The sequence below is a fragment of the Segniliparus sp. genome (assembly GCF_051660745.1).
GTDB lineage: Bacteria > Actinomycetota > Actinomycetes > Mycobacteriales > Mycobacteriaceae > Segniliparus.
The window spans coordinates 112,145-131,991 of sequence record NZ_JBOFQF010000035.1 but is presented as its reverse complement, the minus strand read 5'-3'; the positions used below and the strand labels follow the sequence as shown (position 1 = coordinate 131,991).

General features: G+C 67.9%; 21 protein-coding genes. 11 read left to right on the top strand and 10 right to left on the bottom strand.

The window, feature by feature from the left end; translation table 11 throughout:
• Complete coding sequence (locus tag ACRC20_RS12170; protein ID WP_438686638.1) at positions 1–732, bottom strand: O-methyltransferase; 732 nt, start codon at positions 730–732, stop codon at positions 1–3.
• Entirely contained in the window at positions 729–2,228 is a 1,500-nt protein-coding gene (locus tag ACRC20_RS12165) for a flavin-containing monooxygenase (RefSeq protein WP_438686637.1), read from the bottom strand. The genes ACRC20_RS12170 and ACRC20_RS12165 overlap by 4 nt, the downstream gene beginning before the upstream one ends.
• Before the next feature lie 980 nt (positions 2,229–3,208).
• Here ACRC20_RS12165 and ACRC20_RS12160 point away from each other — a divergent pair.
• Genes ACRC20_RS12160 through ACRC20_RS12150 form a run of 3 tightly spaced genes read left to right on the top strand, consistent with a single transcriptional unit; the run spans position 3,209 to position 6,299 of the window.
• Positions 3,209–4,945 (top strand): AMP-binding protein, encoded by a 1,737-nt coding sequence (locus ACRC20_RS12160; RefSeq protein ID WP_438686636.1) that lies wholly within the window; start codon positions 3,209–3,211, stop codon positions 4,943–4,945.
• 34 nt (positions 4,946–4,979) lie between these two features.
• On the top strand, positions 4,980–6,035 hold the full coding sequence (locus ACRC20_RS12155; RefSeq protein ID WP_438686635.1) for a type III polyketide synthase: 1,056 nt from the start codon (positions 4,980–4,982) through the stop codon (positions 6,033–6,035).
• Between the two features lie 12 nt (positions 6,036–6,047).
• Positions 6,048–6,299 (top strand): phosphopantetheine-binding protein, encoded by a 252-nt coding sequence (locus tag ACRC20_RS12150; protein WP_438686634.1) that lies wholly within the window; start codon positions 6,048–6,050, stop codon positions 6,297–6,299.
• A gap of 4 nt (positions 6,300–6,303) precedes the next feature.
• Here ACRC20_RS12150 and ACRC20_RS12145 read toward each other — a convergent pair whose 3' ends face one another.
• Both ACRC20_RS12145 and ACRC20_RS12140 read right to left on the bottom strand, forming a co-directional pair.
• The gene (locus ACRC20_RS12145) at positions 6,304–6,780 is read right to left on the bottom strand and encodes a helix-turn-helix domain-containing protein (protein WP_438686633.1); all 477 of its coding nucleotides are present in this window, start codon (positions 6,778–6,780) and stop codon (positions 6,304–6,306) included.
• 156 nt (positions 6,781–6,936) lie between these two features.
• Positions 6,937–7,956 carry an LLM class F420-dependent oxidoreductase gene (locus ACRC20_RS12140; protein WP_438686632.1) on the bottom strand — a complete coding sequence of 340 codons (1,020 nt, stop codon included), beginning with the start codon at positions 7,954–7,956 and terminating at the stop codon, positions 6,937–6,939.
• 173 nt (positions 7,957–8,129) lie between these two features.
• Between ACRC20_RS12140 and ACRC20_RS12135 the strand changes: the two genes are divergently transcribed.
• Both ACRC20_RS12135 and ettA read left to right on the top strand, forming a co-directional pair.
• Positions 8,130–8,597: a GNAT family N-acetyltransferase gene (locus ACRC20_RS12135; RefSeq protein ID WP_438686631.1), complete on the top strand. Its 468-nt coding sequence runs from the start codon at positions 8,130–8,132 to the stop codon at positions 8,595–8,597.
• Between the two features lie 120 nt (positions 8,598–8,717).
• Complete coding sequence (gene ettA / locus ACRC20_RS12130) at positions 8,718–10,394, top strand: energy-dependent translational throttle protein EttA (RefSeq protein ID WP_438686630.1); 1,677 nt, start codon at positions 8,718–8,720, stop codon at positions 10,392–10,394.
• 144 nt (positions 10,395–10,538) lie between these two features.
• On the opposite strand, the gene ACRC20_RS12125 is transcribed toward ettA, so the two are convergent.
• Positions 10,539–11,423: an NAD(P)-dependent oxidoreductase gene (locus tag ACRC20_RS12125; protein ID WP_438686629.1), complete on the bottom strand. Its 885-nt coding sequence runs from the start codon at positions 11,421–11,423 to the stop codon at positions 10,539–10,541.
• A complete protein-coding gene (locus tag ACRC20_RS12120; RefSeq protein WP_438686628.1) occupies positions 11,420–11,968 on the bottom strand; it encodes a VOC family protein in 549 nt (182 codons plus the stop codon). Before ACRC20_RS12120 ends, ACRC20_RS12125 begins: the two co-directional genes overlap by 4 nt.
• An 84-nt stretch (positions 11,969–12,052) precedes the next feature.
• Here ACRC20_RS12120 and ACRC20_RS12115 point away from each other — a divergent pair, with 84 nt between their 5' ends.
• Positions 12,053–12,604 (top strand): CGNR zinc finger domain-containing protein, encoded by a 552-nt coding sequence (locus ACRC20_RS12115; RefSeq protein ID WP_438686627.1) that lies wholly within the window; start codon positions 12,053–12,055, stop codon positions 12,602–12,604.
• A gap of 7 nt (positions 12,605–12,611) precedes the next feature.
• On the opposite strand, the gene ACRC20_RS12110 is transcribed toward ACRC20_RS12115, so the two are convergent.
• A complete protein-coding gene (locus tag ACRC20_RS12110; RefSeq protein WP_438686626.1) occupies positions 12,612–13,049 on the bottom strand; it encodes a nuclear transport factor 2 family protein in 438 nt (145 codons plus the stop codon).
• A 165-nt stretch (positions 13,050–13,214) separates the two neighbouring features.
• Between ACRC20_RS12110 and pruA the strand changes: the two genes are divergently transcribed.
• The 5 genes from pruA to ACRC20_RS12085 all read left to right on the top strand — a co-directional run bounded on the left by pruA (position 13,215) and on the right by ACRC20_RS12085 (position 18,651).
• Positions 13,215–14,843, top strand: a complete 1,629-nt coding sequence (gene pruA / locus ACRC20_RS12105; RefSeq protein WP_438686625.1) for an L-glutamate gamma-semialdehyde dehydrogenase — start codon at positions 13,215–13,217, stop codon at positions 14,841–14,843.
• A complete protein-coding gene (locus ACRC20_RS12100; RefSeq protein ID WP_438686624.1) occupies positions 14,840–15,820 on the top strand; it encodes a proline dehydrogenase family protein in 981 nt (326 codons plus the stop codon). The genes pruA and ACRC20_RS12100 overlap by 4 nt, the downstream gene beginning before the upstream one ends.
• 54 nt (positions 15,821–15,874) lie before the next feature.
• Complete coding sequence (rsmD, locus tag ACRC20_RS12095) at positions 15,875–16,438, top strand: 16S rRNA (guanine(966)-N(2))-methyltransferase RsmD (RefSeq protein ID WP_438686623.1); 564 nt, start codon at positions 15,875–15,877, stop codon at positions 16,436–16,438.
• A 138-nt stretch (positions 16,439–16,576) separates the two neighbouring features.
• Positions 16,577–17,626: an AurF N-oxygenase family protein gene (locus ACRC20_RS12090; RefSeq protein WP_438686622.1), complete on the top strand. Its 1,050-nt coding sequence runs from the start codon at positions 16,577–16,579 to the stop codon at positions 17,624–17,626.
• Positions 17,627–17,658: 32 nt separating this feature from the next.
• Positions 17,659–18,651 carry an NAD(P)H-dependent flavin oxidoreductase gene (locus ACRC20_RS12085; RefSeq protein WP_438686621.1) on the top strand — a complete coding sequence of 331 codons (993 nt, stop codon included), beginning with the start codon at positions 17,659–17,661 and terminating at the stop codon, positions 18,649–18,651.
• Here the strand turns inward: ACRC20_RS12085 and ACRC20_RS12080 are convergent.
• The 3 genes from ACRC20_RS12080 to ACRC20_RS12070 all read right to left on the bottom strand — a co-directional run bounded on the left by ACRC20_RS12080 (position 18,648) and on the right by ACRC20_RS12070 (position 19,624).
• The gene (locus ACRC20_RS12080) at positions 18,648–18,851 is read right to left on the bottom strand and encodes a heavy-metal-associated domain-containing protein (protein ID WP_438686620.1); all 204 of its coding nucleotides are present in this window, start codon (positions 18,849–18,851) and stop codon (positions 18,648–18,650) included. The two genes, ACRC20_RS12085 and ACRC20_RS12080, sit on opposite strands and share 4 nt — an antisense overlap.
• An 8-nt stretch (positions 18,852–18,859) precedes the next feature.
• Positions 18,860–19,198, bottom strand: a complete 339-nt coding sequence (locus tag ACRC20_RS12075) for a metal-sensitive transcriptional regulator (RefSeq protein ID WP_438686697.1) — start codon at positions 19,196–19,198, stop codon at positions 18,860–18,862.
• Between the two features lie 72 nt (positions 19,199–19,270).
• Positions 19,271–19,624, bottom strand: coding sequence for an MmpS family transport accessory protein (locus ACRC20_RS12070; protein WP_438686619.1), 354 nt, complete (start codon positions 19,622–19,624; stop codon positions 19,271–19,273).
• Between the last annotated feature and the right edge of the window lie 223 nt (positions 19,625–19,847).

The following is a 19,847-nucleotide window of genomic DNA, read 5'->3' as shown; positions in this document are numbered from 1 at the left end:
CTACGCCTTCTCTCCCAGATAGGTCGACTCCAGGACCAGGTCGGGGACGAAGGACTGGTACTCGAGGTGCGTCTTGTGCTCGACGGTCTGCCAGTCAACGCCCTCGTGCTCGCGCATATGCTTGCGGTACTTCGGCGAGCCGGGGAAGCCGACGTTGTCGGCGAGGACCGTCGCGCCTGGGCGCAGCAGGCCCGCGCCCAGCAGCTGCAGCAGGTCGGGGAGGTAACACGGCTGGTGATGGTCGATGAAGAGGAAATCAACCGAGCCGGGCCCGACGGCGAACTCGTCCGTGAGCCTGCCGAGGGTCTTCCCGTCGTCGATGGCGCCGACGACGGCGGCGACCCGGTCCGCGACGCCCGCGTGCTCCCAGATCCGTGTCGCCACTTCCGCGTTGAACGGGTTCATCTCGACGGAGTACAGGCGGGACCCTTCGGGGGCGGAGCGGGCGATCCGCAAGCCGCTGTACCCGCAGAACGCGCCGAGCTCCAGCGCGATCTGCGGCCGGGCCCGCCGGACCGCGTCGTCGAGCAGCTCGCCCTTCTCGTCGCCGATGTTCATGAGGAACGCCGTGCGGCTGCCGAACTCGTCGATCAGCTTGATCGCCGCGTCGATGTCGCCGCGCGGGGCGTTGGCCGTCACATGCTCGACCAGCGCCAGTTTGTTCGCGTCGTCGGTCTCCCCTTTCCTGGCGGCGGATTTCAGGAGGGACCACAGGTAGGAGATCCGGCTCATCGGGGCGCCTCTGCTCTCGCGTCGTCGGCGACTGCCACGGTGTAGTCGCTCAGGTCGATCTTCGCCATTTGGCGGTGGTATGCGGTGACCCCTCCGGGGAACATCATGCCGTTGAAGCCGTTGTCGGTCAGATACCAGCTCTGGCAGCCGGAGTTGAACGTCGTCTTCGCGAGTTTGCGCTGCAACTGGTCGTTGTGCGCGGCCTGCGCTTGGGGCTTCACATCGAGAAGACGCAGGTTCCGGGTGAGGATCTCGGCGACGCCTCGGACGGCGTAGCCGACTTGCTCCTCGATGAACAGGAGCTCGGAGCTGTGCCCGAAAGCGTTCGGGCCCATGATCCAGAAGAAGTTCGGATACCCGGAGACGTTGACGCTCTTGTAGCCGACCATGCCGTGCGCCCACTCTTCGGCGATCGTCCTGCCGCCCCGGCCCACCACGCGGAACGCGGAGCCCCGGCTGCCGACGTCGTAGCCGGTCGCGAAGACGATGCAGTCGAGTTTGTGCTCCGACCCGTCCGAGGCCCGGATGCCCTCTTCGTCGACCTCGGCCACCGCATGCGGCACGAGGCGGCAGTTCTCCCGTTGCAAGGCGGGGTAGAACGTGCTGGTGATCAGCGGCCGCTTGCATCCGACGCGGTAGTCGGGGGTGAGCCGCGCGCGCAGCTGCGGATCGGGAACCTGCGAGCGCAGATGCCGTTTCGAGACGGCTTCGACGACTTTGGTGAGCGGCGTGATCCAGACCAGCGCGAAAGTCAGCAGCTCGTAGAGCGAATAGAGGGTGGCGCGAACGGCGCGCTGGGTCGCCGGGACCCTTCGGAACAGCCGTTTGAGGGCTCCCGGCATCGGGAAATTCGCCCGTGGGATCACCCAGGCCGGGGTGCGCTGGAACACGGTGACGTGGCCCGCGGTTTTGACCAGCTCCGGGATGATCTGGACCGCGCTGGCCCCGGTGCCGACGACGGCCACGCGTTTGCCCGCGAAATCGTAGTCGCGCTCCCAGCTGGCGCTGAGGATTTTCTTGCCGGTGAACGCGTCCAGGCCGGGAATCTTCGGGAAGCTCGCGTTCGACAGGAGGCCGTCCGCGGCGATCACTGCCCGTGCTTCGAACACTCGCCCGTCCTCGGTCCCGATCCGCCAGGCGCCTTCCGATTCGTCGAACTCGGCTTGGCGGACGTCGGCCCCGAAACGCAGGAACGGGGCCAGGCCGAACTCGCGCACGACGTTCTCGATGTACGCCAGGATCTCATGGGCGGGGGAGTTCATCGAGCTCCAGTCCGGGTTCGGCGCGAACGACAGGGAATACAGGCACGAGGGGACGTCCACTTCGGCCCCGGGATAAACCGCGTCGCGCCATGTTCCGCCCACCCTTTCTTCGCGCTCCAAGATGATGAAATCTTCCACTCCGGTCTCGCGGAGTTTCACTGCGGCGGCAATTCCCGCGAAGCCGGCGCCGATGACGACCACTGAAAGTCGCGTAGAGGATTCTTCGAGCCGCATGGAAGAGAGTATTGCTCTCGCGTGTTCCGCTGTCAATGCTTTCTAGGAGCCGATTTTTTATTCGTCTTCTTCAAGCCTGGATATTCGCGCCGACTCGTTGCGGCCATGTTGTCGAGGACGCTTTCGGGGTCTCCTCGCGAAGCGTTCCGGGAGCGCCTTTTGTTACTTGGCGGTTAATTTACTCGTCGGTAACGAAAACACGGGCCGGGGGGCGTTGTTTGCGCTCTGTTCGATTAAAATTCGGCGCAAGTCCAGCACGTCGGGGCGGGAGAGGGGCGAGAATGCCGATTTTTCTCCCCAAGGCCCGTGTGATTGTCTCTGTGGGGTGTTTCGCGTGGGTTCTCATATGACGAATTAAAGATAGTTTCCATTATGCAATTTCCAGATAAAATGCCCTGAGCTGCGTTTATTGTGATACTCAACACATCCGACCACTTTAGTTCTTGCGTTTTTTGACGAATCGGCGTAAAAATTAATTTACGCCTCCGCGACGCACAAGTAAGTGCGCGAGACATGGCAGGTCTCGGAGGCAGTGGCGCGAAGACTCGATGCGCGAGGGCGTCTGGCCCGCCGTGCGTCGACGTGACGCGCCGCCTTCTACGAAGTGGCCTCCGGGGCGGTTCGCCCGGGAATTTTCTGAAAGAAATCCGAGGGCGTGGCTCTATATGAGAAACGCTGCTCGTGTGTCTGCGAATTGCGTTATTGTCCATGCTTGGCTTCGGCTGTGTGATCGCCGGAGCCGGTTGGGATCAATAAATTGGTCGACAAGTCGAGAGTAATCGTTTCCGCGCGTGTCGTGTTCCGGTGCGCGCGGGGTGGATGTGATTTCTCCTGCCTTGTTCTCTTTGCCCCGTTCCTGTCTTTTTCCGTGCTGTCCTGATTTCTGTGTCTCTGCTATTTGGCAATCTGTATATATTCAGTTATTCACCAGCTTCAGCCGTAGCGATATTGCGGCCGATAATTCATAAGGAGTGGTCGCGATGGATATGCTCCATTGGCTCGACGAGCCCTCTTCCCGCGAGGGTGTTCATTTCGCCCAGGACGATCCCGCCGAGGGCTGGGTGTTCGCCTCGTACGCCGAGTTGGCGGCGGATGTTTTCCGAGTGGCGGGCCTGCTCCAGCGGCGCGGCCTGGAACGGGGCGATGTGGTGTCCATCCTCGCGTTCGATCCGCGCGATTTCCTCCTCGCCTTCTACGGGACGCTGGTCGCGGGCGGCACCCCGTCCCCCATCGCGACGCCGCTCACCTTCCGCTCCTTCGACGTCTACACCCGCCACCTGGCCGATGTGCTCGCCGGGGCCGGGCCGAAGGCGTTCCTCGTCGACCGCCAGCTCGTCGGCGTGGCCGAACAGGCCGCAGCCGTGACCGGCGCGGCGGCCGCTGTCGTGCCCTTCGGGGCCTCGGACCTCGCGGAGCAGGCGCCATCGGAACGCCGAGACGCGGCGGACTTGGCCCTCCTGCAGTTCACATCGGGTTCGAGCGGCACGCCGAAAGGGGTGCGGGTGACCGGGGAGAACCTCGAGGCCAACATCGCGTCGATCAGCTCGTGGCTCGGCGTGACATCGGCGGACTCGCTCGTGAGCTGGCTTCCGCACTACCACGACATGGGCCTGATCGGAGGTCTGCTGACCCCGATCGCGCATGGCCTGGAGATCCGTCTGCTCACCCCGGCGCACTTCGTCCGCTCTCCGTTGCGGTGGCTGGAGAGCCTCGGCAAGGGCGGCGGGACGGTGGCGGTCGCGCCGAGTTTCGGCTACTCCTATGCAGCCCGGCGGATCCGGCCCGACCAGGTCGAAGGGCTCGACTTCTCGCGGTGGCGGGTGGCCCTCGCGGCGGCGGAGCGCGTCGACCCGGCAGGCCTCGCGAGCTTCGTCGAGCTGGCCGCCCCGCACGGCTTCGACCCGCGCAGCATCACCGTGGCGTACGGCCTCGCGGAGGCGACGCTCGCGGTCACCGGCACCCGCCCGGGCCAGCCGGTCCGGCTCGTGCAGCTCGAGCACTGCGCGCTTCGGGAGGGAGAGCCGGTGGCCGCCGCGCACGAGGCGTTGCTCGGCGAGCCGGTGCCCGGCGGCGGGAACTGGATCGTGAGCTGCGGCAAGCCCGTCGAAGGGACGACAGTGGAGATCGTCGACGAGCATGGGGCCGTGCTCGACGACGGCCAGCACGGCCAGATCCGGGTGCGCGGCGCAGGCGTCGCGTCGGGGTACAAAGCCGCTCCGCACGCGCAGACCTCGACCTCGTTCCTCGGCGGCGAGCTCTCCACCGGGGACACCGGTTTCCTGCTCGACGGCGAACTGTATGTCATCGGCCGGATGGGCGACAGCATCAAGGTGCGCGGCGTGAAGCTGTTCGCGGAGGACCTCGACGCCAGGATCGGGGCGGTGACGGGCCTCAGCCCCGGCAAGCACGCCACGATCCTCGGCACCGCCGGCGGCGTGGACGTGGTGGCGACGATTGTGGAGAGCGCCGACTCCTCCTGGTTGGCGGCGGTCAAGTCGGCGGTCTTGTCCGTCGTGTCCGAGAACGTCGCGATCGCCGTCTTCCGGGGCGACCCGGGAGCCATCGAGCGCACGTCCAGCGGCAAACCGCGCCGCCGAGTGCTGTGGCGACGGCTCCTGGACGGCGACCTCCCGGTCGAGGCCGTGCACTCGAACTGGGCAGAGCTCTCCGAAGAGCCCGCCCCGTGGGCCCTGACCGCGCCCGCCAGCGCCGCGTAGCAAGAACAGACCGAACGACAGGAAGAGAACGACGATGACAACGGCGCACATCAACAAGATCGCGACCACCGTGCCCGAGCACGACGTCCACCACGAGTTCGTGGACTACGCGACAGCCCAGTTCGAGGACCCGAAGGCGCAGCTCGTCTTCCGGCGGATGGTCGAACGCTCCCACATCAGCCATCGGTGGGCCAATATGTCCGGCATCGACGAGTTCTACGGCGGCGACCCGAACGCGGTGAGCATCCACGACCGCATGCGCGCGTTCGAGCAATCCGCCCCGCCGCTCGCGGTCGCGGCGGTGAACCAGCTCGGCCTCGAGGCCCCGGAGGAGATCACCCATCTCGTCATCGTCACCTGCACCGGGTTCTTCACGCCGGGGCTCGACTTCGCGATCATCGACAAATGCGGGGTGCCGTCCTCGGTGGAGCGGACGAACATCGCCTTCATGGGCTGCTTCTCCGGGGTCAACGGGCTCAAGCTCGCCCACCACATCGTCCGCTCGGAGCCTCGGGCGAAGGTGCTGGTCGTCGCGCTGGAGCTCTGCTCGCTGCATCTGCTCGGCTCGCAGTCGTTGGAGACCATGCTGTCGTTCCTGATCTTCAGCGACGGCTGCGCGGCGGCGCTGGTCACCGCCGAGGAGACCGGTATCGCGATGGACTCGTTCAAGGCGCTCGTGATACCGGACACCAAAGACCTGATGACCTTGAAGATCGGCGCGTCCAGCGTCGAGATGTTCCTCTCCGGCAAGGTCCCTGGGGCGTTGGGCAAGACGCTGCGCGACGAGGCGGCGATGAAGCTGATCTTGAACGGGGCGGAGAAAAGCTCGATCGACCTGTGGGCCATCCATCCCGGCGGACGCTCGATCCTCGACGCTGTCGGCGAGGCCGTCGAGCTCTCCCCGCAGGAGCTCGCGGTATCGCGCCACGTCCTCAACAACTACGGCAACATGGCTTCGGCGACGATCCTGTTCGTCTTCGCCGAGATCCTGCGCCAGAACGAGAGCAAGGCGCTCTCCGGGGCGAGCGGCTGCGCGCTGGCGTTCGGCCCAGGGCTCACCGCCGAGACCATGCTCTTCCGGGCAGCGTAGGAAGGCGGGCGCATGACTGACGATGTGACTGCGCGAGTGCTCGAAGTCATCGGCAAACTCGCCCCCGAGCCCGGCCGCGTGGTCGGGCCCGGCGACCGCCTCGTCGACGACCTCGGCTACCACTCGGTGCGAGTCGTCGAACTCATCGTGGAGCTCGAGCTGGAATTCGGCTTGCCGCCGATCGGCGAGGAGGATGTCTCCGGCTTGGCGACAGCGGGGGAGCTCGCGGCCCTGGTCGCCGATCTGGCGGCCCGGCGCGCGTGACCGGTCAGAAGATCCCGCGCTCGGTCCGGTACCCCCGGACCCAGTAGTGGATCGTCGTGATGCTCACGCCGTGCTGCGCCGCGAGCTCGCGAGCGCTCGCTTTGCGCTGCAGGTACTGCTTGATGGCCGACTGCTGCTCCTCGTACGGGACCCTGGCGCGCTTCCCCGCCTGCGGCTGGGCGCGCTTGGCGGAGCTCGCGCGCTCCCGCGCCGCGTTGCGGTGCGCTTTCAGCCGCTCGACAAGCTCTTCCTGCGTGGTCGCCCCCGCGAGGAGCTCGTCTGCGAGCGAGCGTCTTCGCTGCGGGCCGCGTTGCGATGCGGGCGGGGGCAGGCCGTGCTCGGCCGCGTACCGCCGCGCCCAGTACCAGACGGTCGAGGACCGGACGCCGAGCTGGCGGGCGAGCTCGGCGGCGGGCTGCTCGCCCATGGCCACTTGCCGCGCGGCCCGCTCGCGTGTTTCGGGATCTGTTCGAGGCCCCATTCCGTCGCCACCCTTCCCTCTTGGGGCGTGCCACGAAGCCGCGCCAAAAGCCCCACATCGACCCGCGACGAGAAACCCCACGTCGTTCTGGCTTGAAGGGTAGCAGCCTGGCGGTTGTCCGCGAATGCCAGCTCGGGTTCGCGAGGGCGGGCGGAGCTAGTCGAGGACGACCTCTGCGATCGCGCGGAGCTGTTCGGCGTCCCCGTCGACGACCAGGGTCGTCACGAGGGTCTCCCGCCACTTCTGCAGGTCGTCTTTGATCTTCGCTTTGGGGCCGACGAGCGCCACGTCTTCGATGAGCTCCACGGGCACGGCAGCGGTGGCTTCGGCCTTCTTGCCCGCGAGGTAGAGGTCTTGGATGACGGTGGCCTCGGCCTCGTAGCCGAGGCGGACGAAGTTGTCGAAGTAGAAGTTCGCGCCTTTCGCGCCCATGCCGCCGATGTAGAGGGCGAGCATCGGGCGGAGCTTGTCGTACGCGGCCTCGAGGTCGTCGTCGACGACGACCGGCACGGCTGCGGCGATCTCGAAGTCGGCGGCGGAGCGCCGCGCCCCCGGCTTGGCGAACCCTCGGCCGAGGGCCTCGCGGAAGTAGCCGTCTGTCTTCGGCGAGTAGAAGATCGGCAGCAATCCGTCGGCGATCTCGCCCGCGAGCTCCAGGTTCTTCGGGCCGATCGCCGCGAGGTAGACCGGCAAGTCCTCCCGAAGCGGGTGGATGATGGTTTTGAGCGGTTTGCCGAGCCGGGCCCCGCCGTCGTAGGGCAGCGTGTAGAACTCGCCCTGATAGGTCACTGGGGCGTCCCGCCGCAGCACCTTGCGGATGATCTCGACATACTCGCGGGTGCGGGCCAGCGGCTTGGGGTACGGCTGCCCGAACCAGCCTTCGACCACCTGGGGCCCCGAGGCTCCGAGGCCGAGGATGAACCGTCCGCCGCTGAGGTGGTCGAGGGTCATCGCCGTCATCGCGGCCGCCGTCGGGGTGCGTGCGGCGAGCTGGGCGATATTGGTGCCGAGTTTGATCCGGGAGGTGCGCGATCCCGCCCAGGCCAGCGAGGCCAGGGCGTCCTGGCCCCAGGTCTCGCCCGTCCACACCGAGTCGTAGCCGAGGTGTTCGGCCTCCTGCACCAGGTCGGCGTACTGCATCAGTGGGGAGTACCAAAGCTTCAAACCGAGTTTCACGGTCCGTCCTTCCGGGAGGAGGGGGTTCCGCCTGCCAGAGGGCGGCGGCTCCGATCATGTGATACAGAGCAATAAATATGTATCATATGTCGTATGGCATAGACCAGGTGGGGTCTCTCTGAGGGCTGATGCGGCACGGAGGGGGCTTCCGCCGGACGGCTAGGCTTGGCCCGGTGACCGAAGGGACTGCGATGATCGAGGAGATCGGCCGGGGCGAGTCGGGCCGGGTGTGGCTGGCGATGCGGGAGCTGCGCCCGCACCTCCCTTCGCCCGAGGCGTTCGCGAGCCAGGTGGACGAATTGCAGCGGCCGCTCGGCTACCGCCTGGCGGGCCTCTTCTTGGACGGCGGGCTCGGCCCGGACAAGTCCGAGCAGGCTGCGGCGGTGGCGGGCTTCCGGCTCAACCACAACCTGGTGTCCGGCGGGCATATCTACATCGACGACCTCTCCACCCTCCCCGAGCACCGGGGGAAGGGCTACGCGGCGCGGCTGCTCGCGTGGGTGGACGAAGAGGCGCAACGCCTCGGCTTCGCCGGGGTGGAGCTCGACTCGGGGACATTGCCGACGCGCGCGACAGCGCACCGGCAGTACTTCAAGCACGGCTACTCCATCACATCTTTCCATTTCCGAAAAGAACTATGAGCGGGCGCGCGGGATTCGGCGTTATGCCTCTGCCCGCCTGCGGGCGGGCGGAGGCGCCCCGACAAGCGCTGTCGGCGTCCGTTGTGACGGGCAGGGCTGTTGTTGGCCTAAGATAGCCCGGTGGCGGATTACATCTACACCATGCGCAATGTGCGCAAAGCACACGGCGACAAGGTCATCCTCGACAACGTGACCCTTGCCTTCCTTCCGGGGGCGAAGATCGGCGTGGTCGGCCCCAACGGCGCTGGCAAGTCCAGCGTCCTGAAGATCATGGCGGGCCTGGACCAGCCGGGGAACGGCGACGCCCTCCTCGCTCCCGAGGCGACTGTCGGCATCCTCATGCAGGAGCCGCAGCTCGACGAGGAGAAGACCGTCCGGCAGAACGTCGAGGCGGGCCTCGGCGAGATCAAGGTGAAGCTCGACCGCTTCAACGAGGTCGCCGAGCTCATGGCCACGGAGTACTCCGACGAGCTCATGGAGGAGATGGGCAGGCTCCAGGAGGAGCTCGACCACGCCGACGCGTGGGACCTCGACTCGCAGCTCGAGCAGGCCATGGACGCGTTGCGCTGTCCGCCTGCGGACGAGCCGGTCACGCACCTCTCCGGCGGCGAGCGCCGCCGCGTCGCGCTCTGCAAGCTCCTGCTCTCCAAGCCCGACCTCCTGCTCCTCGACGAGCCGACCAACCACCTCGACGCCGAGAGCGTCCTGTGGCTGGAGCAGTTCCTCGCGAGCTACCCCGGCGCAGTCCTCGCCGTCACCCACGACCGGTACTTCCTCGACAACGTCGCCCAGTGGATCCTCGAGCTCGACCGGGGCCGCGCGTACCCGTACGAGGGCAACTACTCCACGTACCTGGAGAAGAAGTCCGAGCGTCTCGAAGTCCAGGGCAAGAAGGACCAGAAGCTGCAAAAGCGCCTGCAGGAAGAGCTGGCCTGGGTGCGCTCGGGGGCCAAGGCCCGCCAGGCCAAGAACAAGGCCAGGCTCACCCGCTACGAGGAGATGGCCGCCGAGGCGGAGAAGACCCGCAAGCTCGATTTCGAAGAGATCCAGATCCCGGCAGGCCCGCGCCTCGGCAACGTTGTGGTCGAGGTCGACCACCTGGACAAGGGCTTCGGCGACCGGCTGCTCATCAAGGACCTCTCGTTCACGTTGCCGCGCAACGGCATCGTCGGCGTCATCGGCCCGAACGGCGTCGGCAAGTCCACGCTGTTCAAGACCATCGTCGGCTTCGAGTCGGCGGACTCCGGCACGGTGAAGATCGGCGAGACCGTCAAGCTCAGCTACGTCGACCAGAACCGCGCCGGGATCGACCCGGCGAAGACGGTCTGGCAGGTCGTCTCCGAGGGCCTCGACTACATCCAGGTCGGGCAGACCGAGATCCCGTCCCGCGCGTATGTCTCCGCGTTCGGGTTCAAAGGGCCGGACCAGCAGAAGCCTGCGGGCGTGCTCTCCGGCGGCGAGCGCAACCGGCTCAACCTCGCGCTCACCCTCAAGCAGGGCGGGAACTTGATCCTGCTCGACGAGCCGACCAACGACCTCGACGTCGAGACGCTGTCCTCGCTGGAGAACGCGCTCGACAAGTTCCCGGGCTGCGCCGTGGTGATCTCCCACGACCGCTGGTTCCTCGACCGCACCTGCACGCACATCCTCGCGTGGGAGGGCAACGACGACAACTCGGCGGACTGGTTCTGGTTCGAGGGCAACTTCCAAGGCTACGAGGCGAACAAGATCGATCGCCTCGGCGCCGATGCGGCCCGCCCGCACTCTGTTACCCACCGCAAGCTCACCCGAGGCTGACCTCGGGGTCCGCGCGGCGCCTCGCTGCGTTGTCGGCCGCTTATGCACCTGCTCCGTGGCCTCCGCTCTTGTGCACTGCACGGCCTGCCGCCTTGCGATGCATCCACGCGGGGCTCCCCGAGGCTGAGGCGGCGTGCGGGCTGCTCAGCCCGCGTGACGGTTGCGCTGCAGCTCGGCGACCGAGGACCAGTCCCAGTCGGCGAGCCCCTCGGACAGCGCGTCGTCGTAGACCGACCGCAGCACCTCGCCGAACGGCAGGCGAAGGCCTGCCGTGGCGGCGAGGTCGAGCGCGAGCCCGATGTCTTTGCGCCCGAGCGCGGTCGTGAACCCGGCGGGCCGGTACGACCGGTCCGCGATGAGCGAGCCGTATCCGCTGTACACCCTGCCGGGGAAGATGGTCCCGGCCAAGATCTCCACAAGCAGGTCCGCGGGCACGTCGGATCGCTCGCCCATGCTGACGGCCTCGCTGAGCGCTTGAATCGCGGAGGCGATGAGGAAGTTGCCGAGGATTTTGACGACGCTCGCCTGATGCGGCGAGTCTCCGAGCCGCCAGGTGCGGGCCCCGATCACGTCGAGGAACGGTTGCGCCTGGTCGATGTGCGCGCTCGGTCCGGCTGCGAGCACTTGCAGTTGGCCTGCCGAGGCGACGGCGACGGACCCGAAGACCGGGGCCGAGACGTAGCCGCAGCCATGCTCGGCGTGCGCGTCGGCCGCGAGGGCGGCGAGGGCCGGGCTCACGGTGGCGAGGTTGACGTGCAACGCGTTCCGGCTTGCCGCCAGCGCGCGCGGGTGCAGGAATGTCTCAGCGACGGCGTCGTCGTCGGACAACGCGGAGAGAACCACGCCCGACTCGAACGCGTCGGACGCGGACAAGGCGGCGCGGGCTCCCTGTGCGACGAGCTGTTCGACCGGCGTGGGCGAACGGTTCCACACCGCGACGTCGTGGCCCGCCGCCAGGAGATTGCGGGCCATTGCCGAGCCCATGGCTCCGAGGCCGACGACGGCGACGGATTGGCCGGTGTGCGTCATGAGGATGCTCCTTCGTGCGGTGTTGCGGCGCGGCGGTGTTGCGGCGGGCAGGCCAAGGGGAAGGCTCCGTCGGAGGGCCATTGCGCGAAGACCTCCACCGGGGCATGGCTCATCAGCTCGATCGTCGTGCCCCATGGGTCGGCGACGTAGGACAGGACGTGCGGACGGTGGGGGAACAGCCTTCTTGGCGGCGTGAGCAGCCGTCCTCCTTTTTCGACCACTATTGCGGTCAGTGTCTCGACATCGGGGTGCGTGAAGCAGATGTGCCACGGCCCCCGGCGGTCGTACGGGACCGCGTGGTCATCGGGCAGGGTCGGCGGGTCGACGAACTGGAACAGTTCGAGGCCGACCCCGTTCCCGGACAAGAGGCAAGAGATCCGTCCCTCGCGGAACCTGGAGTCGAGCCCCGGCGGGCGCTCGGCAGGGCTGGCGAGGAGGGCTCTGGGCTCGACCGCGCAGTGGAGCCCGAACACCTCGCAGTACCAGTCGACAGCCGCGAAGACGTCGGGCACGGTCACGCCGATGTGGTGGACTGCCGCAGCCATAAGGCCTCCTATTCTTGAACCGTCTGAGACGGTTCAAGAATAGCGTGAAACTCGCCGCTTGTCGAACTGGTTAAACTGGTTCGCATGAATGACGAGGCTGCCGCCGTTTTCCGCCTGGACAACGCCTCGCTGGCGTTCCGGTTCACCGCGACGTTGACCGACCGGCCGGGCAGGGCGTTCGAGCGCCTCGGGACGCCCGGGCTCCTCGGGCTGTGGCTGCGCGCCAATGGGCTGGGTTTTGTCGCCGAGCCGCTCGCCGAGGGCGACCTCGTGGCGGCTGTGCGGCTCCGGGAGCACGTCTACGCGGCGGGGGCCGCCGTCGCGGCAGGACGAAGGCCCGCGCCGGAGGACTCCGGGGCGATCAATGAATGGAGCAGGAAGGGGCGCCCGTGGTTGCGGTTGGACGACGGCGTGGCCCAATGGACGGGGTCGAGCATGGACGACGCGTTGTCGGTGCTCGCGGCCGACGCGGCGCAGACGCTGGGCGGGCCGGACCGGGCCCGCGTGAAGGCCTGCTCGGACGAGCACTGCCGGGGGCTCTATCTCGACACGAGCAGGGGCGGCAACCGTCGGTGGTGCAGCATGAATTTCTGCGGCAACCGGGCCAAGAAGGCGGCGATGGCCGCGCGAGGCTGAGCCGGGCTCAGCCCGCGTTCGGCGCGGCGACCTTGTCCGAGCCGTAGAGCTTGGCGAAGCCCGCCAGCACTGCGTCGGAGACGGTCTGCGCCGCCGAGAACGGGCGCAGCATCACGGTGAACGTCTGGATCAGGCCGTTCGCGTCGGGCTCGACGATGTCCACGCCGTGGATCTGCTTCTCGCCCGCCTTGGCGCGGAATGACAGCACATGCGACTCGCGCGGACCGTCGCCCTCGTCGACCGCGCCGTCGTACTGGCCGACGTAGCGGAAGTCGGTGAAAACGTCGGTGATCAGGACATTGAGGAGGGCGAGCACGGTCTCCTTGCCCTCGAACGGGGTGAACTTCACCGGGGAGTGGAACCGGATGTCCGGCGCGAGCAGTTCGGAGATGGCCGCGAGGTCTTGGTTTTCGATGGCGCGACGGAAGTCGTTGGCGACGCTCATATCTGATGGACTCCTGCGATTCGGGGTTGGCATGAGGCGGATACGCAACTCGTTGCATATCTGAATATATCGTACAGTATAGATTTCTCTCTCGTTCCACCGCTGCGACGACAGCGGGATTGGCCTAAGCTGGCGAGAAATGGTCGCTGACTGAAGGGAGGCCAGATGGACGCCGTCACGGACGTTCCATTTCCCGCGAACGAGCCGGTGAAGTCGTACGCGCCGGGCTCCGCCGAGCGCGCGGCGGCCCTGGCGGCCCTCGCCGAGCTGGGCTCTCGGACGACGGATCTTCCGCATGTCGTCGGCGGCAGGCCGGTCGTCGGGTCGGGGGCCGAGGTCCCCGTGGTGGCCCCGCACCGCCACGCCCACGTCCTCGGGACGCTGCGCAATGCGACGGCCGAGGACGCGAAAGCCGCCGTCTCGGCGGCGGCGCAGGCCGCGCCGGAGTGGCGCGAGCTTCCGTTCGACGAGCGCGCGGCGGTCTTCCTCAAGGCGGCGGACCTCCTTGCGGGGCCTTGGCGGGCGAGGCTGGTCGCCGCCACGATGCTGGGCCAGTCGAAGTCGGTGCACCAGGCCGAGATCGACGCGGCCTGCGAGCTGATCGACTTCTGGCGGTTCAACGTCGCTTTCGCCCGCGAGCTGCTCGCCGAGCAGCCCGCGAGCTCGCCCGGGGTCTGGAACCGCGTCGAGTACCGCCCGCTGGAGGGGTTCGTCTACGCGATCACGCCGTTCAACTTCACCGCGATCGGCGGCAACCTCCCGACCGCGCCCGCGCTCCTTGGGAATACAGTTGTATGGAAGCCGTCGCCGACGCAGGCGTTGTCCGCGCAGCTGACCCTTGCGCTGTTGGCCGAGGCGGGATTGCCGCCAGGGGTGGTCAACCTCGTGCATGGGGACGGGGTCGCGGTCTCCGAGGTGCTCCTCGCCGACCCGGGCCTGGCGGGGATCCATTTCACCGGGTCGACGGCCACGTTCCAGAAGCTCTGGGCCCAGGTCGGGGCCAATATCGCGAACTACCGGGGCTATCCGAGGATCGTGGGGGAGACCGGCGGCAAGGACTTCGTGCTCGCCCATCCGAGCGCCGATCCCCGAGCGCTGGTCACCGGGCTCGTCCGGGGCGCCTTCGAGTACCAGGGGCAGAAATGCTCCGCGGCCTCGCGCGCCTACATCCCCCAGTCGCTGTGGTCGGAGATCGAGGAGGAGCTGGCGGCGACGACGAACGGGCTCCGCTACGGCGATGTCGCGGACTTCGAGAACTTCGGCGGGGCGGTGATCGACCGGCGCGCGTTCGACAAGCACGCGGCGGCATTGGAGCGGGCCCGGCGCGCGCCGGGCGTGCGGATCCTCGCGGGCGGGACCGCCGACGACAGCGAGGGCTATTTCGTGCGCCCCACGGTCCTGGTGGTGGACGACCCGGCGGACGAGGCGATGCGCGTCGAGTACTTCGGCCCCATCCTCTCGGTGCACGTCTATCCGGACGACGAGTGGCCGAAGGTGCTCGACCTGGTCGACGCGACCTCGAAGTACGCGCTCACCGGCGCGGTTTTCGCCAGGGACCGGGCCGCTGTCGACCAGGCGCGCCGGGCGCTGCGCTTCGCAGCGGGCAATTTCTATGTGAACGACAAGCCCACCGGCGCGGTGGTCGGCCAGCAGCCGTTCGGCGGCGGGCGCGCCTCGGGCACGAACGACAAGGCAGGCTCGAAGCTCAATCTGGCGCGCTGGGCCTCGCCTCGGTCGATCAAGGAGACATTCGTCCCCGCTGTCGACCACACGTACCCGCATATGGGCTTATGAGCGGGAGCTCGGCCCTCGCTCGGACGCTGAAGAACCCGATGCGCCCGGCGCTGCTCGCCGCGTCGAAGAGCCAGGGCCTCGAAGCGTTCTCGCAACGCTTCGCCTTCACTCGGGCGGTGGTGTCCCGGTTCGTCGCCGGATACGCCCTTGAGGACGTGCTGCCCGCCGTCGCGGAGCTGCTGGCCTCGCGCTTCGTCTCGGTCGACTACCTCGGCGAGAACGTCCGCGAGCTGGAGCAGGCGAAAGCCACCGTCCAGGCGTATCTCGCGCTGCTGGACGGGCTGGGGGCGCTGCGCGACGAGCTCGCCGGGCGGGGCCTGGTGCTCGCCGACGGCGCGGTCGAGGCCTCGATCAAACTGTCCGCCTTCGGGCAGTCCCTGCCGGACGGGCAGGAGATCGCCCTCGCGGGCGCGCGGGAGGTGTGCGCGAAGGCGGCCGAGGTCGGGGCGCTCGTCACGGTGGACATGGAAGACCACACGACCACTGAAGCCACGCTTTCGGCCGTGCGCGCGCTGCGGCGGGATTTCCCCTGGACGGGCACAGTGCTGCAGAGCTACCTCAGGCGCACAGAGGCGGACTGCCGCGAGTTCGCCGCGCCAGGCTCGCGGATCCGGCTCTGCAAGGGCGCGTACCAGGAGCCCGGCTCGGTCGCCTACCAGGAGAAAGACGAGGTGGACGCGTCCTACAAGCGATGCCTCGCGATCCTTTTCGGCGGCGGCGGCTACCCCATGGCGGCCACCCACGACCCGGCGATGATCGTGGAGGCGGGCAGGCTCGCGAATGGCCGCGCCGACAGCTTCGAATATCAAATGTTGTACGGGATCCGCGCGGACGAGCAGGCGCGATTGGCCGCCGAACGGGCGAGGGTGCGCACCTACGTCCCGTACGGCGAGCAGTGGTACGGGTATTTTGTGCGCAGGCTCGCGGAACGGCCCGCGAACCTGGTGTTCTTCCTCCGCGCCTTGTTCGGGCGGTGAGGATGGCTCGGGCGGTGAGGATGGCTCGGGCGTTGAGGCGAAAGCGGTGACAAGGTGATCAGGATTGTTTCGGGGACGCTGCGCGGCCGCCGTCTGCAGGTGCCGCAGGCGGGGGCGAGGCCGACGTCCGAGCGGGTGCGGGCGGCGATCTTCGACGCGCTGCGCAGCCATATCGACCTCGACGGGGCGCGCGTGCTCGACCTCTACGCAGGCTCGGGGGCGCTCGGAGTCGAAGCGATCTCGCGCGGAGCCGAAGCTGCGGTCCTTGTCGAGCACGCCCCCGTCGCGGTGAAAGCGCTTCGCTCGAACATCGCCAGCCTCGGGCTGGGCGAGCGGGTCCGGATCCAGGCGGGCAAGGTCCGGCAGGTCCTGGCGGGGCAGGCGCCCGCTCGGCCCTTCGACCTCGTGCTCGCGGACCCGCCGTACGACATCGGCTGCGACGAGGTCGACGACATGCTCGCGAAACTCGCCGGGGGCGGCTGGCTCGACCCGGAGGGGATGCTCGTGCTCGAACGGGCGAGCAGGACTGCCGCCACGACGTGGCCGCTCGGGCTCGAACTGGTGAAAACCTACTTGTACGGCGACACCCGCGTGGAATTCGCCTGCCTTGCCGCGTAAGTTGTGCGACCTCTAAGAAGATCGGCGGATCTTCACATAATTCTTTACACAATGCGTAGAAATGTCTAGCATTGAGGCGTAGCCCACATAGCTGGGCATTGGCGAGGCCGCGCGAGCGGGACAACTCCGAGGAGAACCATGGCGCACGTGTTGACGACAGAACCGACCATGCTGACCACCGGCGCGTCGCAGACCAAGGCGAAGCGGATCGGCGACCGGGAGAAGACAGCCGCGCGGCTGTTGCGCGCGGCCGTGGAGCGCAGCTACGACGCCGAGGTCGACATCGATTGGGACGACCCTTTCTCAGACGACAAGCAGTTCGCCCCCGAGCACCGGCTCTCCCTGTACGGCACTCGGATCTGGGACAAGCTCTCGCCCGAGCAGCGCTACGAGATGTCGCGCCACGAGATGGTGAGCATCTTCAGCTTCGGCATCTTCGCCGAGGCGGTGTTGAGCACGTTCCTGTTCCGCCACGTCATCTCCAACGGGCTGGCGAACGACAGCACCCGCTACGCGCTGACCGAGATCGGGGACGAGGCCCGTCACTCCACTATGTTCTCCCGCGCGATCAACAAGCTCGGCGTCGAGCCCTACGAGCTGCCCAAGGGCGTGAACTGGTTCATCAACCTCTTCACCGGCATCCTGCCCGCGTGCACCACCACCTGGGGCGGGACGCTCCTCATCGAGGAGATCCTCGACCGGCTGCAGCGGGAGGCGATGTTGGACGAGCAGATCCAGCCGCACCTGCGCCAGCTCTTCAAGATCCATGTGCTCGAAGAGGCCCGGCACATCACCTTCGCCCGCGAGGAGCTGGTGCGGACCTACCAGAAGGCGAACCGCTTCACGAAAGCCTTCCACCGGTTCATGATCGCGCTCGTCTGCGCGCTCGTCCTCCCGGTGGTGTTCCACCCGGAGGTCTACCGCCGTGTTTTGGGCATGTCCCCGTTGCGCGGCGCGCTCGCGGCGCAGCTCAACCCGAACTACCGGGGGAACGCGCAGTTCATGTGCGAGCCGATGATCCGTTATTTCCACGAGGTCGGGCTCGTCTCCGGGCGGGTCACGCTGAAATTGTGGAAGAGCACGCGGGCGGTGCCGGACGACCTCTACGGGGAGCTCTTCGGCGCCCCGCGCAAGCAGAAGGCCCCGACCCTCCTCGGCAGGGGCGTTCGCAGGCTCGTCGGCGCCTAGCCGCTAGGCTGGCGCGGACGTAAGGAGCGCGCGTGGCCTACTCGACCAAGCTGACCGAGATGTTCGGGATCGAGCATCCCCTGGTCCTCGCCCCAATGGGCGGCGTGGCGGGCGGGCGGCTAGCAGGCGCGGTCTCGGCCGCGGGGGCACTCGGCTTCATCGGAGCCGGATACGGCGGGGCGGCGGGCCTGGACCGCGAGTTCGCGCTGGCGGGCGACGCGCAGATCGGGGTCGGCTTCATCACGTGGACGCTCGCGCAGAACCGCGAGCTCCTCGATGCGGCGCTGCGCCGAAGGCCGGTCGCGGTGTGGCTCTCCTTCGGCGATCCGGAGCCCTACGCCGCCGAGATCCGCCGCGCCGGGGCCAAGCTCGTGGTCCAGGTCCAAAACATCCGCGGCGCGGCGGAGGCCTTGGCGGCTGGGGCCGACGTGCTGGTGGCGCAGGGAACCGAGGCGGGCGGGCACGGCGGGAACGAGCGGTCCACGTTCTCGCTCCTCCCCGAAGTCGTCGACCTCGCCGCGAAGACGGGTGTGCCGGTGCTCGCGGCGGGCGGCGTGGTCGACGGGAGGGGGCTTGCGGCCGCCCTCGCCCTCGGGGCCGAAGGCGCCGTGGTGGGCAGCAGGTTCGTGGCGAGCGAGGAGTCCCTTTTGTCCGACGCGGCCCGACGGCTCGTTGTGGCGGCGGGTGGCGACGACACCGTGCGCACCCGGGTGTACGACGTGGCAAGGGACCTGTCCTGGCCGGGGGAGTTCACCGGCAGGGTGCTGCGCAATGCGTTCATCGACCAGTGGCACGGGCACGAGGACGAGCTCGCGGAACGGCTGCCCGAGCTGCGGGAGGCTTTCGCCTCGGCGGTCGCGGGCGGCGATTTCCGCATGGCGACAGTCCATATCGGCGAAGGGGTCGGGCTCGTCGCCGACATCCTTCCCGCCGCCGGGATCGTGCGCAGGCTCCTCGACGAGGCGGACCGGGCGCTCGCCCGAATTCCAGCTCGCCGAGGGGGAGGCGCGGCGCCCGCGCTCTAGGCGAGCTCGTAGCCCGCCTCGGCGACGGCTTCTCGCACGCGCGCGTCGTCGAGCGGCGCGGCGGAGGCGACGCGCACCTCGCCGGTTTCGAGATTGACGGCCACGTCGGAGACTCCCGTGAGCGAAGCGAGGCCCTCGCGGACCGCGCTCGCGCAATGCCCGCAGGTCATGCCGACGACATGGTAGCTCTGGCTGGTCATGGGTCTCCTCAGGATCGGACGAGTCGGGCGATAGCGGCCGAAGCCTCGGCGATTTTCGCCTCGGGGTCGTCGCCGTGGTGGATCGCCGAGGCGACGCACCCTTTCAGGTGCTCGTCGAGCAAGCCAAGCGCCATGGATTGCAGCGCCCGAGTCGTCGCCGAAACCTGGGTGAGCACGTCGATACAGTAATCGTCCTGCTCGATCATCCGGGCGAGGCCCCGGACTTGCCCCTCGATCCGGCGCAGCCTGCGAAGGTGGCTGTCCTTGTTCTCGTTGTAGCCGTGCGCGCCGTGCTCGGCTTTGTGGCAGCATTCCACGTCGGCCTTCACGGGGGCCGGGCCGAGCATGTTTTCGACGGCGCTGTTCTCGCTCATCCTGCGATGATACCCCAGGAGGGTATGAACGGCTCGAACCGAAGCTCAGGACCCGGTGATGTCCGTGCTGCAGCGCGCGGAGTATTTGCCCTTGATCTCCGACGTGGGCTTGCCGTCCACGGCGATCTTGCAGGTGACCTCGCCGTTCGGGACGACCACGTTCAGGTGGATGGGGATGGTCTTGGGGATCGCCACCGTCTTGCTCCACGGCAGGGGCACGTTGGTCTCGGTCTGCTTGGTCCCGGTCTCGTCCCAGTAGACGAGCTCGGTGGCCTTGCCGGAACCGACGACTTGGTACGCGACAGTCACGGGGGCCGCGGAGGCGAAGCTCGCGGGCAACGCGAGGGGGAGCGCTGCCGCTCCGATGAGGACTGTCTTGGCCAAGGCAGACATGTGCATGGTTGCTGAGATCCTTTCTCGCCCCGTTGCCGCTGCCGGGCGGTCCAAGTCCCCCTGTTCAGCACTGTTCGGCAACGCTCTTCCCCACGAATGCTAATGCTGGCGCCGTCCCGGTGCAAGCGCTCGGGGCTGGGAAAACGCTGGGAGAATCTGGCTCGCGGCGAGGTTCGCGATTCACGTGAAACGACGGGTCGCGACGATGCGCACGCGCGGCTCGCCGCCC

Bases quoted from the DNA above. Each gene is read 5' to 3' on its own strand.
- ACRC20_RS12170 (WP_438686638.1), bottom strand. From the start codon at position 732: ATGAGCCGGATCTCCTACCTGTGGTCCCTCCTGAAATCCGCCGCCAGG.
- ACRC20_RS12165 (WP_438686637.1), bottom strand. From the start codon at position 2,228: ATGCGGCTCGAAGAATCCTCTACGCGACTTTCAGTGGTCGTCATCGGC.
- ACRC20_RS12160 (WP_438686636.1), top strand. From the start codon at position 3,209: ATGGATATGCTCCATTGGCTCGACGAGCCCTCTTCCCGCGAGGGTGTT.
- ACRC20_RS12155 (WP_438686635.1), top strand. From the start codon at position 4,980: ATGACAACGGCGCACATCAACAAGATCGCGACCACCGTGCCCGAGCAC.
- ACRC20_RS12150 (WP_438686634.1), top strand. From the start codon at position 6,048: ATGACTGACGATGTGACTGCGCGAGTGCTCGAAGTCATCGGCAAACTC.
- ACRC20_RS12145 (WP_438686633.1), bottom strand. From the start codon at position 6,780: ATGGGGCCTCGAACAGATCCCGAAACACGCGAGCGGGCCGCGCGGCAA.
- ACRC20_RS12125 (WP_438686629.1), bottom strand. From the start codon at position 11,423: ATGACGCACACCGGCCAATCCGTCGCCGTCGTCGGCCTCGGAGCCATG.
- ACRC20_RS12120 (WP_438686628.1), bottom strand. From the start codon at position 11,968: ATGGCTGCGGCAGTCCACCACATCGGCGTGACCGTGCCCGACGTCTTC.
- ACRC20_RS12115 (WP_438686627.1), top strand. From the start codon at position 12,053: ATGAATGACGAGGCTGCCGCCGTTTTCCGCCTGGACAACGCCTCGCTG.
- ACRC20_RS12110 (WP_438686626.1), bottom strand. From the start codon at position 13,049: ATGAGCGTCGCCAACGACTTCCGTCGCGCCATCGAAAACCAAGACCTC.
- pruA (WP_438686625.1), top strand. From the start codon at position 13,215: ATGGACGCCGTCACGGACGTTCCATTTCCCGCGAACGAGCCGGTGAAG.
- ACRC20_RS12100 (WP_438686624.1), top strand. From the start codon at position 14,840: ATGAGCGGGAGCTCGGCCCTCGCTCGGACGCTGAAGAACCCGATGCGC.
- ACRC20_RS12090 (WP_438686622.1), top strand. From the start codon at position 16,577: ATGGCGCACGTGTTGACGACAGAACCGACCATGCTGACCACCGGCGCG.
- ACRC20_RS12080 (WP_438686620.1), bottom strand. From the start codon at position 18,851: ATGACCAGCCAGAGCTACCATGTCGTCGGCATGACCTGCGGGCATTGC.
- ACRC20_RS12075 (WP_438686697.1), bottom strand. From the start codon at position 19,198: ATGCTCGGCCCGGCCCCCGTGAAGGCCGACGTGGAATGCTGCCACAAA.
- ACRC20_RS12070 (WP_438686619.1), bottom strand. From the start codon at position 19,624: ATGCACATGTCTGCCTTGGCCAAGACAGTCCTCATCGGAGCGGCAGCG.